Here is a 19,145-nt window from a genome sequence, read left to right as displayed (position 1 = left end):
TTATTGATTGCTTCTGTCTATTGAATTTCCAGTCCGGTTTGGCTTAAATCTATTTTTCAAAATGTAAGTTGTACGTTAGCATCAGTTTAAGGTGTTAAGAATCTTCAGGGTTTTCTTAACGTTCATATGAGTTTTCCTGACATTTCTGCTGCTGCTTACAGGCGGCTGACTTATCAGGTTGAGCGGGTAGCAGCAGAATGGGTCGCCAACTACATCTTCGTCAGCATTACGTTTTTTTGCTCGACCCGATTCATGCTCCCTCAGGGAAAGTGATGGCGTGGGAGCTGCTGACGCGCTTTACGCCGGATCGCGGCATGCCTGAACTGGCGGAAGCCAGCAGCGAACATCATCTGTTTGACTGCCTGCTTGAAGCGGAAAAGTGGCAGCTGTTTCAGCTGCAGCTAAAACAGCTTGAGTCGCTTTATAAAAGCGGTTTTACGCAGCTTGTTAGCCTGAATATCGATGGCGATATTATTCGCGGCATTTTAAATAGTGAGGCGATACAGCAGAGGCTGGATCGGCTGCCGCTACTGCGTCTCGAAATTTCCGCCTTTTTCACCGAACGCTATCGCGCTGCCGATCGTCTGCTGCTGCAAAAGCTGGCAGGTATTACCCCGGCGTTATTATGGCTGGACGATTTTGCCGCGGGTGGTTCAACGCTGTCGATGCTCAGCAGCGGCCTGTTTGAATATGTCAAAATCAGCCGTGACTTCTTCTGGAAATATGGCGAAGGCTACGCCTTTGATACGCTGCTTAATCATGTAAACGATTTCAGCAGCGGCGTGATCGTCCTGGGCATTGAAACAGAACAGCATCTGCAACGGGCGGTGCATAAACAGATTATCGGCCTGCAGGGCCGCCACTGGCTCGCGCGCAGGATGGCAGATGTCATTGATCACACTACAAAAGTATTTCCATCCAGAACCATAAAAAAACAGCAGCCTGCTACCGTCAGCTACCCTAACTTTTTATGATATGCCGCCTGTTTCCGTTATTACGGAAGCGGGCTAGCCCTTTGTGGTTATTAGAAAAATAAAAGTGTTTCCCTCACCAGGATAAAGACTCAACACGGCTCAGTGCGATTTCGTCAGACAGATGGGATCGACAAAGAGGGGAGTGAATAGCACACAGCGTTATTCACGGAAAACCGGGATCTCAGGGTGCCGGGCATTTTTATGAATATTAATAACCTCAATGGGATATACATAACATGAATAATATCTCAGTAACGCCTAAAGGCGGTACTATCGCCTCGCAGCTGAGTGGCAGCGACGTCAATTTGTCCACTCCAAGTGTGGTTAAACTCAACCTCAATCGATCTGACATCAAATCTTTCACGCGTAACGGCAACGATCTTATCGTTACCACCAACTCTGGCGAAAAGGTTGTTATTCATAATTTTTATGGCCCGGCAGGTGAAAGCGACCTGGTGCTGCAGGATGACAAGGGCGCGCTCTGGTGGGTTGAAGATCCCGGCCAGCAGGGGTTCCAGTATATCTCTATCGACAGCACTGAAGGGCTGCTGGCCGAGAACCTGACCAGTGACAACACCATTGCCGCCTTTGGTATCGGCGGTGCGGCGCTGGCCGGTATCGGCGCGCTGTTCGCCGCTAACGGCGGCGGTGGTGGTGGCGGCGACGGTGGTGGTGGAGAGGGTACTGACGGCGGCGATAATACCGGCGGTGGCACAGGCGGCGACGGCGGCGGTACAGGCGGCGGTACAGGCGGTGGTGACGGCGGTGGTACAGGCGGTGGCGGCGGCGGCGGCACAGGCGATACCACCGCGCCCGGCGCGGCTACGAATCTGGTGATTAGCGACAGCGTCGGCAGCACCCAGGGTGCCATTGCCGCAGGCGGCGTCACCGATGACAATACGCCCGTTTTAAGCGGAACCGCGGAAGCGGGCGCCACCATCAGCGTATATGACAACGGCACGCTGCTGGGAACGGCAATCGTCAATGCTGACGGCAGCTGGAGTTTTACCTCCCCGACGCTGGCGGATGGCCAGCACAGCCTGACGGTAACGGTCACTGACGCTGCAGGTAATATCAGCAGCCCCACCGACCCGCTAAACTTTACCGTTGATACCCTGGCGCCGACGCTAACCGACGTGAGCGCGACCAGCGACAACGGCGCGGTCCTGACGCCCATCGCCGCAAACGGCGCAACAGCCGACGCGACGCCGACGCTGCAGGGCACGGCCGAAGCGGGCAGTACCATCACGATTTCCGATAACGGCACCGTGTTGGGCACGGTTATCGCAGGCAGCGATGGCCGCTGGTCTTTCACCCCCGCCGCGCTGAGCGAAGGCAGCCATACGCTGAGCATTACCGCTGCCGACGCCGCAGGCAACGTCAGCCCGGCAACCACGCTGACCTTTACCGTCGATACTATCGCGCCGGACGCCGCCAGCAACCTGCAGCTGACCGATGACGTCGGCGACAGCCAGGGGCCGCTCGCTTCCGGCAGCTCCACCGACGACAATACACCAACGCTGAGCGGCCAGGCCGAAGCGGGCAGCGTCGTTAGCGTCTATGACGGCGCAAACTTACTGGGCACGGTTACGGCCAATGCCGACGGCAGCTGGAGCTTTACCACACCGGCGCTGAGCAATGGCAGCCACAGCCTGACGGCGACCGTGACCGATGCGGCGGGCAACGTCAGCGCGCCGACGGCGGCGATCCAGATTAACGTCGCAGCGGATCTACCACCGGCCACCAGCTCGCTGGAAATCACCGATGACAGCGGCAGCACCCTGGTGCCGCTGGCCGATGGCGCAGCCACGGCGGATAACACCCCGACGCTCAGCGGCCTGACTACTGCGGGCGCGCTGGTCACCCTCTATAACGGCGACGCGGCGATCGGCAGCGTCACCGCCGATGCGGCAGGCCAGTGGAATTTCACCCCCGCCGCGCTGGCGGACGGCAGCTACGCCTTCCGCGCAGATACCACCAATGCGGACGGCACCATTACCTCCTCGCCGGTGCTGACTATCACCATCGACACCCTGGCGCCGACGGCTCCGGCCGATCTGCAGCTGGCTAATGATGACGGCGCAGCGGTGGCCGCTGGCGGCGCAACAAATGACAATACCCCGACCCTGAGCGGAAGCGCTGAGCCGGGCAGCATCATCACCGTACGCGACGGCGACACCCTGCTGGGCACGGCAACCGCAGGCAGCGATGGCCGCTGGAGCTTTACCTCCGGTGCGCTTTCCGACGGCAGCCACAGCCTGACCGCCACCGTAACCGACGCGGCGGGCAACGTCAGCGCGCCTTCCGCGCCGCTGATCTTTACCGTCGATACGCAGGTGCCGGAGGCGGTCAGCGGTCTGATGGTCACTGATGACGTCGGCGACAGCACCGGCCCGCTGGCGTCAGGCGCCACTACCGACGACGCCACCCCTGTTCTGAGCGGCCAGGCGGAGCCCGACTCGCTGCTGACCATTTACGATAACGGCATCGCGATCGGCAGCCTCACGGTCGGCACCGACGGCAACTGGAGCTTTACCACCCCGACGCTGAGCAACGGCGCCCACAGCCTGACCCTGACGCAGACCGATGCGGCAGGCAACGTCAGCGCGCCGTCCGCGCCGTTCGATTTCACCGTCGCAGCCGGCGAGCCGCCGGCTGCCAGCACGCTGGTTATTACCGACGACAGCGGCAGCGCGCCGGTCGATCTGGCCGATGGCGCCAGCACCCGCGACACCACGCCGGTACTCAGCGGCGTCACCTTCGCCAACGCGCTGGTAACGCTCTATAACGGCGACAGCGTCATCGGCAGCGTCACTGCCGATATCAACGGGCAGTGGAGCTTTACCCCCGCCGCGCTGGCAGACGGCACCTATGATTTCCGCGCCAGCGTCACCGACGCCGCAGGCAATATTGCCGACTCCGCCATCCTGTCGGTCACTGTCGACACCGTCGCGCCAACAGCCGCAGCGGGCGTCTCGCTGGTCGACGCCAGTGGCGATCCGATTGCCAACGGCGGCCTGACCAATAACAGCGCGCCGGTGCTGAGCGGCACGGCGGAGCCGGGCAGCGTCGTTACCGTCTCTGACGGTGATACGGTGCTGGGCAGCGCCACCGCTGGCCCGGACGGCAGCTGGAGCTTTACCTCGCCGGTGCTGGCCGACGGCAGCCACAGCCTGACGGCGGTGGTAACCGACGCGGCCGGCAACGCCAGCGCGCCAACTGCGCCGGTAGCCTTTACCCTGGATACGCAGGCACCGGCCGCCGCCGCCGATCTGGCGCTCAGCAGCGACAGCAGCGGTGTCTCCACGCCGGTCGGCGCAGGTGCCACCACCGGCGACGCCTCGCCGGTGCTGAGCGGCAGCGCCGAGCCGGGCAGCATTGTCACGGTTTATGACGGCGACGCCGTGCTCGGCAGCGCGACCGTTGGCGGAGACGGCCGCTGGAGCTTTACCGCCGCAGGCCTTGCCGACGGCGGCCACAGCCTGACGACCACCGTAACCGATACGGCGGGCAATACCGGACCGGCCTCTGCACCGATCGCCTTTACCGTTGATGCGACCGCGCCGGATGCGGCCACCGCGCTGGTCGTCACCGACGACGTGGGCGACGCGCAGGGCGAACTCGCCTCAGGCGACACCACCGACGACAGCACGCCGACCCTGAGCGGCACGGCGGAGGCCAGCACCATTGTCAGCGTCTATGACGGCGACACGCTGCTCGGCAGCGTGACCGCGGGCGCTGATGGCAGCTGGAGCTTCACCACGCCGGCGCTGAGCAACGGCGCGCACAGCCTGACCGTCACCGTTACCGACGCCGCAGGCAACGTCAGCGCGCCGACCGCGGCATTCGACCTCACCGTTGACGCCAGCGTACCGCCCGCCACCAGCTCTCTGGAGGTGACCGACGACAGCGGCAGCACCCTTGTCACCCTGGCTGACGGCGACAGCACCCGTGATACCACGCCGGTGCTGAGTGGCCTGACCACCGCCGGGGCGCTGGTCACCCTCTATAACGGCGACGTGGCGATCGGCAGCGTTACCGCCGATGCGGCGGGCCAGTGGAGCTTTACGCCAGCGGCGCTGGCGGACGGCCCCTACGCCTTCCGCGCCGACACCGCCAACGCGGACGGCAGCGTCACGCCATCGCCGGTGCTGAACGTCACCATCGATACCGTCGCCCCCGCGGCGGTGACTGACGCCACCCTGACCGACGCCAGCGGCGCGCCGGTAGCGGACGACGCCGCTATTAACAGCCCTGCGCCGGTGCTGAGCGGTACGGCGGAGCCGGGCAGCATCGTTACCGTTTCTGACGGCGACACTGTGCTGGGCAGCGTCGCCGCTGGCCCGGACGGCAGCTGGAGCTTTACCACCCCGACTCTGGCCGAAGGCGGCCACAGCCTGACGACTACCGTGACCGATGCGGCGGGCAACGTCAGCGCATCCTCCGCACCGCTGGTCTTTACTCTGGATACCACCGCGCCGCAGGCGGCCTCTGGCGTCACCGTGACGGATAACGCTGGCGATCGCCAGGGGACACTGACGTTCGGCGACACCACCGACGACAGCACGCCAACCCTGAGCGGCACGGCGGAGGCGAACAGCATCGTCAGCGTCTACGATGGCGACACCCTGCTGGGCACGGCGACCGCTGACGGCAGCGGCAGCTGGAGCTTTACCTCGCCGGTGCTTGCCGACGGCCCACACAGCCTGACTACCACCGTTACCGATACGGCAGGCAACGTCAGCGCGCCGACTGCGCCTTTCGACCTGACCGTGGCGGCCAGCCAGCCGCCTGTCTCCCTGACGCTGGCCGTCGCTGACGACAGCAGCGGGGCGCCAGTGGATCTCGCCGACGGCGCCAGCACCCGCGACGCGACGCCGGTGCTGAGCGGCGCAACCAGCGCCGGACTGCTGGTGACGATCTATAACGGCGACGCGGCAATCGGCAGCGTCACCGCCGACGCTAACGGCCAGTGGAGCTTTACCCCCGCTGCGCTGGCAGACGGCACCTATGATTTCCGCGCCAGCGTCACCGACGCCGCGGGCAATATCACCGATTCCGCTCCTCTGACCATCACCATCGACACCGCCGCGCCAGCAACCGCCACCGGGGTTGCGCTGGTAGATGAGAACGGCGATCCGATCGGCGGCCTTACTAACAACAGCGCGCCGGTGCTGAGCGGCACGGCGGAGCCGGGCAGCGTCGTTACCGTCTCTGACGGCGATACGGTGCTGGGCAGCGCCACCGCTGGCCCGGACGGCAGCTGGAGCTTTACCTCGCCGGTGCTGGCCGACGGCAGCCACAGCCTGACGGCGGTGGTAACCGACGCGGCCGGCAACGCCAGCGCGCCAACCGCGCCGGTCACCTTTACCCTGGATACGCAGGCACCAGCCGCCGCCGCCGATCTGGCGCTCAGCAGCGACAGCAACGGCGTCTCCACGCCGATTGCCGCAGGCGCCACCACGGGCGACGCCTCGCCGGTGCTGAGCGGCAGCGCCGAGCCGGGCAGCATTGTTACTGTTTCTGACGGCGACGCCGTGCTGGGCAGCGCCACGGTCGGGCAGGATGGCCTCTGGAGCTTTACTTCGCCAGCCCTGGCCGACGGCAGCCACAGCCTCACCGCGACGGTGACGGACGCGGCGGGTAACACCGGGCCGGCTTCTGCACCGCTGCTGTTCAACGTTGATGCCACCGCGCCGGAGGCCGCCACAGGCGTGGTTGTCACCGATGACGTGGGCGACGCGCAGGGCGAACTCGCCTCAGGCGACACCACCGACGACAGCACGCCGACCCTGAGCGGCACGGCGGAGGCCAGCGGCATTGTCAGCGTCTACGACGGCGACACGCTGCTCGGCAGCGTGACGGCAGGTGCTGACGGCAGCTGGAGTTTCACCACGCCGACCCTGAGCGATGGCGCGCACAGCCTGACCGTCACCGTTACCGACGCCGCAGGCAACGTCAGCGCGCCGACCGCGGCGTTCGATCTTACCGTTGACGCCGGTCTGCCGCCTGCCACCGCCTCGCTGGTGGTCACCGACGACAGCGGCGGTACCCTTGTGAATTTGGCCGACGGTGCCACAACGCGCGATACCACGCCGGTGCTGAGCGGCCTGACCACCGCCGGGGCGCTGGTCACCCTCTATAACGGCGACGTGGCGATCGGCAGCGTTACCGCCGATGCGGCAGGCCAGTGGAGCTTTACGCCCGCCGCGCTGGATGAGGGGGTCTACGCCTTCCGCGCCGACACCGCCAACGCGGACGGCAGCGTGACGCCATCGCCGGTGCTGAATATCACTATCGACAGCGTCGCGCCGGATGCGGTCAGCGGCCTGCAGCTAAGCAGCGACGCCAGCGGCGCGCTGGTGCCGGTTACCACGGGCGCCACCAGTGATACAACGCCTGTGCTGAGCGGCACGGCAGAGCCGGGCAGCATCGTTACCGTTTCCGACGGCGACAATGTACTGGGCAGCGTCGCCGCTGGCCCGGACGGCAGCTGGAGCTTTACCACCCCGACCCTGGCCGAAGGCGGTCACAGCCTGAGCGCCACCGTGACCGATGCGGCGGGCAACGTCAGCAGCGCCTCTGCGCCGGTTGTCTTTAACGTCGACAGCACGCCGCCAGCGGCCGCGGGCGATCTGGTGCTGAGCGACAGCCGCAGCGGCACGCTACAGCCGGTAGGGGCAGGGGGATCGACCAGCAGCACCACCCCAACCCTGAGCGGCAGCGCCGAGCCGGGCAGCACCGTCACTGTCTCCGACGGTGACCAGGTGCTCGGCACCGCCACGGTTAACGCCGACGGCAGCTGGAGCTTTATTACCCCAGCGCTGAGCGAGGGCGGCCACAGCCTGACCGCCACGGTGACCGATCTGGCGGGCAACAGCGGCCCGGCCTCCGAACCGCTGGCCTTTAACGTTGACACCACCGCGCCTGCGGCGGTGAGCAGCCTGGTGGTCACTGACAACTACGGCGAGGCTACAGGCCAGCTCGCCTCAGGCGACACCACCGACGATCGCACCCCGACCCTGACCGGTCAGGGCGAGCCAGGCGCGCTGGTAACCATTTATGACGGCCAGACCGTGCTGGGTTATACCACCGTCGACACTGACGGCAGCTGGAACTTCACCACGCCGACGCTGAGCAGCGGCGCGCACAGCCTGACGACCACCCTCACCGACGCGGCAGGCAACGTCAGCCCGGCGTCTGACGCCTTCGCGCTGACCGTTGACGGCGATCTGCCGCCGGCGACCACGCCGCTGGAGGCGGTCAATGAAAGCGGTACTACCGCCGCGCCGCTGAACGACGGGGCCGTCACCAATAACGACAGTCCGGTGCTGAACGGCCTCGCCGCTCCAGACAGCGTGGTCACGCTCTATGACGGCGATACGCTGCTGGGCAGCACCACGGCAGACGGCAGCGGCCAGTGGTCTTTCCGGCTCTTCTCGCTGGCGAACGGCCCGCACGCCTTCTATGCCACCATCGTCCGGCCGGACGGCACCACCAGCAACGCCGGTCCGCTGAACATCACCGTCGATACCGTTGCGCCGGACGCGGCCGATAACCTGCAGCTCACCGGCGACAACGGCAGCACCAGCGCGCCGCTTGGCGACGGCAGCGTTACCCGCGACGACTCCCCGGTACTGAGCGGCACCGGCGAGCCGGGCAGCACCGTTGCTGTTTCCGACAACGGCAGCCTGCTGGGCACCGCGACCGTGGACGCTAACGGCAACTGGCGCTTTACCTCGCCGGTGCTGGCGGAGGGGCCGCACAGCCTCACCACCACCCAGACCGACCTGGCCGGTAACGTCGGCCCGGCCTCCGCGCCGCTGACCTTTACCGTCGATACCACGCCGCCAGCCGCCGCCAGCGGCCTGGTGGTAAGTGATGACGTCGGCGGCAGCCAGGGGCCACTGACCTCTGGCGACACCACCGACGACAACACGCCGACCCTCAGCGGCCAGGCGGAGGCGGGCGCGCTCGTCAGCGTCTATGACGGCGACGTACTGATCGGCACCGTTACGGCGGATGGCGCGGGCAACTGGAGCCTGACCACCGCCGCGCTGAGCAACGGCAACCACAGCATGACCGTGACCGTGACCGACGCGGCGGGCAACGTCAGCCTGCCGACGCCAGCCTTTAACCTGAATGTTCAGGCGGATCTGCCGCCGGCCACCGTTTCTCTGCAGGCGACCGACGACAGCGGCAGCCAGCTGGTCCCGCTGGCCGACGGTGCCGTCACCTCCGATGCGACGCCGGTCCTGAGCGGGCTTGCGACGGCGGGCGCGCTGGTCACGCTCTTTAGCGGCGATGCCGTGCTGGGCAGCGTGACGGCCGACGCCGCGGGGCAGTGGAGCTTTACGCCTGCGACGCAGGCGGACGGCACCTATACCTTCCTCGCCAGCTACACCGATGCCACCGGCAACCTGGTTGAGTCCGCGCCGCTGACCCTGACCATCGATACCACCGCACCCGCTGCCGCGACCGGCGTGACGCTGACGGACGCCAACGGCGATCCGATCGCCACCGATACGCCGACCAGCAACAGCGCGCCTGTACTGAGCGGCAGCGCCGAGCCGGGCAGCACGGTAACCGTCTCTGACGGCACTACCGTGCTGGGCACCACTACGGCAGGCACCGACGGCAGCTGGAGTTTCACCACCCCGACGCTCGCTGACGGCAGCCACAGCCTGACCGCCGTGGTCACCGACGCGGCCGGTAACGCCGGCCCCGCCTCCGCGCCTGTGGCCATCACCGTTGACACCCAGCCGCCGTCTCTGCCTGCGGACGTGGTGTTGAGCGACGATGGCGCACCGCTGGTTTCGGGCGACGCCACCAACAATGCGACGCCGCAGATGAGCGGCATCGCTGAGCCGGGCAGCACTGTTGTGGTGTCTGACGGCGACACCGTGCTCGGCAGCGTCACGGTGGGCGACGACGGCAACTGGAGCTATACCACGCCGACGCTGGCCGACGGCGATCACAGCCTGAGCGCCGTGGTCACCGATGCGGCGGGCAACAGCAGCGCCAGCACGACGCCGATTCTGGTCACGGTAGACACCGCGCCGCCGGCGGCGGCGACCAACCTGCAGATCAGCGACGACCAGAGCGGCACGCCTGTGCCGGTCTCCGGCAGCGTAACCAGCGATCCAACGCCGGTGCTGAGCGGCACCGCTGAGGCAGGCGGCATCGTTACCCTTTATGACGGCGCAACCGTGCTCGGCTCTGCGGCGGTGAACAGCGACGGCAGCTGGAGCTTTACGTCGCCGGCGCTGAGCGAAGGCGACCACAGCCTGACCGCGACCGTCACCGATGCGGCGGGCAATGTCGGGCCAGCTTCCGACCCGCTGACCATCACCATCGATACCACGCCGCCGGTTGCGGCGACCGATCTGCTGCTCAGCAGCGAGAGCGGCGCGGCTATTCCTGCGGGCGGACTCACCAACAGCGACACGCCGGTGCTGAGCGGCAGCGCCGCTGCGGGCAGCCTGGTTACCGTTTCTGACGGCGACACCGTGCTGGGATCGGTTACCGCCGATGCCGACGGCAGCTGGAGCTTTACCTCGCCTGTACTGAATGACGGCTCGCACAGCCTGACGGCGACCGTGACCGATAGCGCGGGCAACGTCAGCGCGCCGACCGATGCGCTGAGCTTTACGGTAGATACCCTGCCGCCGGATGCGGCGCTGGGCCTGTCGCTGACCAACGATCAGAGCGGCACCACCATCCCGGCAAACGGCACCACCAGTGACGCTACGCCGGTGCTGAGCGGCACCGCGGAGCCGGGCGGCGTAGTCACCCTTTACGACGGCGATACTGAACTTGGCTCTGTTGCGGCAGGCGCAGACGGCAGCTGGAGCTTTACGCTGCCCGCGCTGGCGGCGGGTGAACACAGCCTGACCGCCGTGGTCACCGATGCCGCGGGCAACGCTGGCCCGGCGTCGGCGGCCTATCCCTTCAGCGTCGATTTAACTCCGCCAGCGGCGGCGCAGGATCTGGTGCTCACCAATGACGCCAGCGGCACGGCGATCGCGGCGGGCGGCCTGACCAACGACACCACGCCGGTGCTGAGCGGCACCGCTGAGGCGGGCAGCACCGTTACCGTCTCCGACGGCACTACGGTGCTGGGAACGGCCACAGTCGGCGGCGACGGCAGCTGGAGCTTCACCTCGCCAGCGCTGAGCGAAGGCGCGCACAGCCTGAGCGCGGTGGTAACCAACGCCGCCGGCAACAGCAGTGCGCCGTCTGCGTCGATCGGCTTTACGGTCGACACCGCCGCGCCTGCGGCGGCGACCGGACTGGTGCTGACCAACGATGAGAGCGGCGTCGCCGTAGCGGCAGGCGGCGCGACCAGCGATGACACCCCGGTACTGAGCGGCACGGCGGAGCCGGGCGGCACGGTCACTGTCTCTGATGGTGCGGTTGTGCTGGGCACGGCGACCGTCAACGCTGACGGCAGCTGGAGCTTTACCTCACCCGCGCTGGCCGAAGGCGCGCACAGCTTCACCACCGTTGTCACCGATGCGGCGGGCAACGTCGGGCCAGCCTCAGAAGCCCTGGGCTTCAGCGTGGATACCACCGCGCCTGCGCTGGCGGCTAACGTGCTGGTCAACAACGACAGCGGCCAGACGCTGACGCCGATCGCCGACGGCAGCGTGACCAATGACGCCACGCCGGTGCTGACCGGCACCGCTGAGGCGGGCAGCATTGTCACCGTTTATGACAACGATACGCTGCTTGGCTCCGTCTCGGTTGGGGCAGAGGGCAACTGGAGCTTTACTACGCCGACGCTGGCGAGCGGGGCGCACAGCCTGAGCGTGAGCGTAACGGATGCGGCGGGCAACAGCAGCGGCAACACCGCACCGATCGACTTTACCGTCGATACCGCCGCGCCTGAAGCGGCGACCGGGCTGACGCTCACTAACGACGCCACCGGGGCGACAATCCCTCCCGGCGGCCTGAGCAACGACAACACGCCGGTACTGAGCGGCACGGCCGAAGCGGGCACGCTGGTTACCGTTTTCGACGGAACGGCGGTGCTCGGCAGCACCACCGTAGACGGCAACGGCAGCTGGAGCTTCACCGCGCCGACGCTTAACGACGGCGCCCATAGCCTGAGCGCAGTGGTCACGGACGCGGCGGGTAACGCCAGCCCGGCCAGCGCCGCCGTCGCGCTGAACGTGGATACTCAACCGCCTGCGGCCGTAACCGCTCTGGCGATGAGCAACGACAGCGGCGCGACGCCGACGGCTATTCCGGACGGTGGCCTGACCCAGGACAATACGCCGGTGCTGAGCGGTCTCTCCGAGGCGGGCGGCACGGTTAACGTCTACGACGGCACGACGCTGCTCGGCAGCGCCGCGGTCAACGCCGACGGCAGCTGGAGCTATACCCCGACTGCACTTGACGACGGCACCCATACCTTCACCGTCACGCCTGTCGACGCGGCAGGCAACGCTGGCGCGTCCGCCGCCATTAGCGTGGTTATCGACGCCACCGCGCCCGAAACGGCGGCGGATATCGTTCTCAACAGCGATAACGGCGCGACGGCGGTGGCGATCGCTGACGGCGACACAACCAGCGACAGCACGCCACAGCTGAGCGGCAGCGGCGAGGCGGGCAGCATCGTTACCGTCTATGACGGCACCAGCGCCCTCGGCACCACCACGGTCGGCGCGAACGGCCTCTGGAGCTTCACGGTGCCGGCGCTGAGCGACGCCACGCATAGCCTGACGGTGACCCTCACCGATGCGGCAGGCAACACCAGCCCGGCTTCAGCGGCGATCGATTTTACCGTCGACACCCTGGCGCCGGATCTCTCAACGCTAACGGTCAGCAGCGACAACGGCCCGGAAACGGTGGTGCTGACGCCGAACGCCGCCACCAGCGACAATACGCTGCTGCTGGCGGGCACGGCGGAGGCCAACAGCCTGGTCACCATCTATGACGGCGACGTGGCGATTGGATCGACGACGGCAGACAGCCAGGGCAACTGGAACCTGACCACGCCGCCGCTGGCGGACGGCAGTCATGCCCTGAGCACCACGGTCACTGACGAGATCGGCAACGTCAGCGCGCGTTCTGACGCCTTTACCTTTGTGGTTGACGTCACGCCGCCGGAACCGGCTGGCGCACTGACGCTGCGTAACGACGCCGGCACTACTATTGCCGACGGCGGCATCACCAACGACGGCACGCCAGCCATCAGCGGCACGGCAGAGGCGGGCAGTCTCGTTACCGTTTATGACGGCACGACCGCGATTGGCTCGGTGGTGGCGGGCGGCGACGGCATCTGGAGCCTGACGCCAGCGGCCGCGCTCTCCGACGCCGCGCATACGCTGAACGTCACCGTGACCGATGCGGCAGGCAACGTCAGCGCCACCTCTTCCGTTACGCTGACCGTGGACACCACGCCGCCGCAGCCGGTTGCGACCTTTGATATCTACGATAACAACGGCGCGACGCCGGTATTGATCGGCAATGACGGTACCACCAACGACGACACGCCGGTGCTGCGCGGCACCGCCGAGGCGGGCGCGACGGTCAATATCTATGAGGGTAGCGAGCTGATCGGCACCGCCACGGTGAACGCCAGCGGCGTCTGGCGCTTCGAGACCGGCACGCTGACCGAGGGGCAGTACAGCTATACCGTCTCGGTCACCGACGCGGCGGGCAACGTCAGCGCCGAGGCGCTGCCTTACACCATTAACGTCGATCTCACCCCGCCAGCGGCCATCACCGATTTGGCGGTGAGCGACGACGCGGGCGCCACCACTGGCCCGCTGGCCAACGGTGCAGTCACCGACGACAACACCCCGACGCTGAGCGGCACGGCGGAGGCTGGCAGCCTCGTTACCCTTTATGATGGTGATACGCTGCTGGGCTCGGTGACGGCGGATGCCGGCGGTGCCTGGAGCTTTACTACCGGCGCACTGAGCAACGGGCCGCACAGCTTTACCGTGACGCAGACCGATGTGGCGGGTAACGTCGGCACGGCAAGCGCGCCATTCACTATTACCATTGAGAATGGCCTGCCGCCGACCACCAGTACGCTGCAGCTTACCGACGACAGCGGCAGCACGCTGGTCAGTCTCTCCAGCGGCGATTCCACCCGTGATACCACGCCGGTGGTGAGCGGCACAGCAAGCGCTGGCACCGTGGTGACCATCACTGACGGCACCACCACGCTGGGCAGCGTCACCGTCGGTTCGGGCGGCGTGTGGAGCTTTACGCCAGCGGCGCTGGCGGAAGGGGCGCACAGCATTAGCATCACCACGGTAGATGCGACCGGCAACCCCGGCGCGTCGGCTGGCCCCATCGCCATTACCGTTGATACCACGGTGCCGACCACCGCCAGCGGTCTGCTGCTGAGCAACAACAACGGCACCACGCCGACGGAGATCGCCAGCGGCAGCGCCACCAACGACAACACGCCGCAGTTGAGCGGCACCACCGAAGCGGGTGCGCTGGTCACCGTCTATGACGGCGACACCATTATCGGCTCCACCACGGCGGGAGCGGACGGCGCATGGAGCTTCGTCTCGCCGCTGCTGACCAACGGGCCGCACGCGCTGAGCGTGACGGTAACGGATGTGGCGGGCAACCTGAGCGACCGCTCTGCCGCCATCGACTTTACCGTGGATACCATTGCGCCTGCGACGGCCACCAACCTGACCATCACCAACGACGCCACCAATACCACGGTGCCGAACGGCGGCTTCACCAATGACGACACGCCAGTGGTCAGCGGCACCGCCGAGGCGGGCAGCCTGGTCACCATCTATGATGGCACCACGGCGCTTGGCTCCGTTACGGCGGACGGCGGCGGCAGCTGGCGCTTCGTCTCCAGCGCGCTGGGGCAGGGCACGCATACGCTGAGCGCACGCGTCACCGACGCGGCGGGCAACGTCAGCGTATCGTCCGGCACTGCGACGGTGGTGGTCGATACCCTGGCGCCAGCGCCTGTTACGACGCTGACCGCCAGCAATAACAACGGCACCACGGCGACGCCGATCGCCAGTAACGGCACCACCAACGACAGCACGCCGGTGCTGACAGGGACGGCGGAGGCGGGCAGCCGCATCCTTATCTCTGACGGCGACACCCTGCTGGGCAGCGTAACGGCGGGCAGCAACGGTCAGTGGAGCTTCACCACGCCGACGCTGGCCGACGGCCCGCATACCCTGAGCGTGACCGCCACCGATGCGGCGGGCAATGTCAGCGAAGCCGCACTGCTGACCTTTACGGTTGCGACCGCCGCGCCAGCGCCGGTCGCCGACCTGACGGTTAGCGATAACGTTGGGGCGACGCAGGGCAGCCTGGCAAACGGCGCGGTGACTGATGACAACACGCCAACCCTTAACGGCACCACTGGCGCAGGCAACATCGTAGCCGTCTACGACGGCACGACGCTGCTTGGCACGGTAACGGCGGGGGCGAACGGCGCATGGAGCTTCACCACCGGCGCGCTGAGCAACGGCGGACACACCCTGAACGTGACGGTGACCAACGCAGCGGGCAACACCAGCGCCGCGACGTCGTTTAACCTGACGGTGGATACCGTCGCGCCAGCCGCATCGACGCTGGTGGTCACCAACGACGCCGCCAACGTGACGGTGCCGAATGGCGGAACCACCAACGACAATACGCCGGTACTGAGCGGTACAGCGGAAGCGGGCAGCGTGGTCACGCTATATGACGGCGCGACGACGCTGGGCACCGCCATCGTCGGCACGGGCGGCGCCTGGAGCTTTGCTCCGGGTACCCTCGCTGAAGGTGCGCACGCGCTGCGCGTGACGGTGACCGATCCGGCAGGCAACGTCAGCGGCGCCACCACGGCCAGCATTGTGGTAGATACCACGCCGCCTGCGGCCGTGACCCTGGCGGCCAGCAACAATAACGGCACCACGCCGGTGCCGATCGCCAACAACGGTAGCACCAACGACAGCACGCCGGCGCTGACCGGCAGCGCCGAGGCGGGCAGCCGCATCACCATCACTGACGGCACCACGGTGCTGGGCACAGTGACGGCGGGCAGCAACGGCCAGTGGAGCTTTGTCACGCCGACGCTGGCGGATGGCGCTCATACCCTGAGCGTGACCGCCACCGATGCGGTCGGCAATACCAGTTCGCCGACCACCCTGACGCTGACCGTCGATACCACGGCCCCAGCGGCGGTCACCAATCTGACGGTAAGCGACAACGTCGGGACGATTCAGGGCAGCCTGGCAAACGGCTCCGTCACTGACGACAACACGCCAACCCTGAGCGGCACGGCGGAAGCGGGCGCTATCGTGGTGATCTTTGACGGCACCACGGCGCTCGGTTCTACCACCGCAGGCGCCAACGGCGCGTGGAGCTTCACTACCGGCGCGCTGAGCAACGGTGTGCATCCGCTAAGCGTGACGGTGCGCGACGCGCTGGGCAACACCAGCGCCGCCTCGGCCACGGTCTCCATTAACGTGGATACGGTGGCGCCGTCTGCCTCGACGCTGCAGATCGTTAACGACGTTACCGGCACGGTGGTAGCGAACGGCGCATCGACCAGCGACAGCACGCCGACCCTGAACGGCACGGCGGAAGCGGGCAGCCGCATCAGCATCTTTGATGGCGGCACGCTGCTGGGCACGGTCACGGCAGGCAGCAGCGGCGCGTGGAGCTTTACCACCAGCGCGCTGGCGCAGGGCTCGCATCCGCTGAGCGTGACGGTCACCGACCTGGCAGGCAACGTCAGCAGCGCTACCGCGTCTACGGTCATTGTCGATACCACGGCACCCGCGGCGGTAACCGCTCTGACGGTAAGCAACAACAACGGCAGCACGCCGGTGACGATTCCTAACGGCGGCGTCACCAACGACAACACCCCGCTGCTGAGCGGCAGCGGTGAAGTCGGCGCGCGCATCAGCGTCTATGAGGGCACCACGCTGTTGGGCACCACGACGGTAGGCAGCAACGGCCAGTGGAGTCTGATTAGCCCGACGCTGAGCGGCGGCGCGCACACCCTGACCGTCACCGCGACCGATGCGGCGGGCAACGTGAGTCCGGGGGTCAACACCACCCTGACCATCGATACCACCGCGCCGGCGGCCAGTACCCTGGTGATCACCAACGACTCGGTCACGCCAGCCGTAACGGTGCCGAGCGGTGGCGCAACGCGCGACACCACGCCGGTCCTGAGCGGCACGGCGGAAGCGGGCTCAACCGTCACTATCTTTGACGGCACTACGCTGCTGGGCAGCGTAGTGGCGGGCAGCAGCGGCGCCTGGAGCTTTACCACCGCCACGCTGTCGCAGGGTACCCATGCGCTGAGCGTCACGGTCACGGATACGGCCGGCAACGTTAGCGGCACCACGGCGGCAAGCGTGGTGGTGGATAGCGTGGCGCCGACGGCGGTCAGCGGGCTGGCGATCAATTCAGCGGGCACCACGCTGACCGGCAGCGGCGAAGCGGGCGCGACGGTAACGGTACGCGACGCGGGCGGCAACGCCATCGGCAGCGGCACCGTGGCGGCCAACGGCAGCTTCTCGCTGACGCTGACAACCGCGCAGACCACCGGCGCAACGCTGTCGGTGACCCAGGCCGACCGCGCGGGCAACGTATCGCCTGCCGCGACGGTACTGGGCGCCATCCGCGTGGTGGCGGCCAACGACACCACCGAAGTGGATTACAGCACCCAGACCGGCACCATCACCAACGCCAATACCAGCACCAGCGGCGTGGCGTTGCTGAGCACGAACCTGGGCAGCACGCTATCCCTTAGCGTGCTGCAGAGTGCCGGCGCCTATCAGTTCAGCGTCGGCGCGGGCGATACCCGTACGGTGACGCTGCACGCGTCGGCCACCAGCCTCGTGGCGCTGACCTCGACCTATACGCTCTACCTCTATCAGCAGCAGGCGAATGGCACCTGGGTGGTGAAATCGAGCAACGCCAACTACATCTCTACCTTCCTGACGATAGGGACGCAGACGGGCGGCAACGTCACCTATAGCAACCTTGGCACCGGCAACTACGCGGTGCTGCTGGGCACCAGTACTGGCGCAAGCGTCCTGCCTGCCACCACCATTACCACGACGTCAGATATCACGACGCTGGCCGTCACGGTGGCGGCGACCGTAACGGGTAACCTGCTGGCGAACGACACCAGCTCGGTGGCGGGCACGATCCCAGCAGGCACGCAGGTGACCACGGTAGGCAGCAGCGCCATCGCAGCGACCGGCAATACGGTGATCAACACCACCTACGGCACCCTGACCATCGACGCCAGAGGTAACTACACCTATGCGCTGAAAGCGGGCCTGGATGCCGATACGGTGCCAGCCACCGACGTGTTCAGCTATTCGGTGCGCGACGCCAGCGGCACGGTGACCACGGCCACCCTGACCGTAGGTCTGCACAACGGCCCGTCCGCGACGCTCTTCTCAATAAACAGCCTGTTTGTTGAATCGAGCGGCGATGACGGCACCACCGCAAGCGGCAGCATCTACGGCGACAGCACCGCTGCGCACACCGGCGCGCTGAGCATCACCAACGAGGCGGGGCTGACGACCGCCGTCAGCAGCAGCGGCATTACGCTGGTGGCGGGCGACTACGGCACCCTGAGCATCACCGCCGATGGTCACTATACCTACGCCCTGAACTCGGCGGTTAACGCGCAGGATATCGCGCATAAAGAGGTGTTCAGCTATAGCCTGACGGCAGCCGACGGCACCGTGACCACCAACAGCTTCACCATTGACCTGCATCCGCTTATCACCGGAACCGCAGGCGCGGATGCGCTGACCAGCAGCGCCTATGACGACACCCTGACTGCCGGAGCGGGCGCCGATACCCTGGTGTATCACCTGCTCAACAGCGCGGATGCCGTCGGCGGCAACGGGCACGACACCTGGACCGATTTCTCTGTCGCCGACGGCGACAAGATCGATATCAGTAGTCTGCTCGTCGGCTGGAACGACGCGACCAGCAACGTCAACGACTTCGTGAAGGTCGACCATACCGCAGATGGCAATACCGTTCTGTCGATCGATCGTGACGGCACCGGCACCGCCTACAGCAGTACGCAGCTGGTCACGCTGGAAGGGGTCAACGTATCACTGGAGGAGCTACTGCAACAGCCGCACCAGAACCACACGGTCTGATCGCCGTGATGTCTGGCAGGGAAGCATTATCGGGCGCAGG

At 66.5% G+C, this 19,145-nt stretch carries 2 protein-coding genes; both read left to right on the top strand.

What is annotated here, in order from left to right; all coding sequences use genetic code 11:
* Positions 1 to 197: 197 nt before the first annotated feature.
* Positions 198 to 974: an EAL domain-containing protein gene (locus tag MHZ97_RS07885; protein WP_239314264.1), complete on the top strand. Its 777-nt coding sequence runs from the start codon at positions 198 to 200 to the stop codon at positions 972 to 974.
* Positions 975 to 1,210: 236 nt separating this feature from the next.
* Positions 1,211 to 19,105: an Ig-like domain-containing protein gene (locus MHZ97_RS07880; protein WP_239314263.1), complete on the top strand. Its 17,895-nt coding sequence runs from the start codon at positions 1,211 to 1,213 to the stop codon at positions 19,103 to 19,105.
* Positions 19,106 to 19,145 lie beyond the last annotated feature (40 nt).

It is taken from the genome of Pantoea sp. ACRSC, from assembly GCF_022346785.1.
Taxonomy (GTDB): Bacteria; Pseudomonadota; Gammaproteobacteria; order Enterobacterales; family Enterobacteriaceae; genus Pantoea; species Pantoea alvi.
This window is presented reverse-complemented; position numbering and strand designations above follow the sequence as displayed.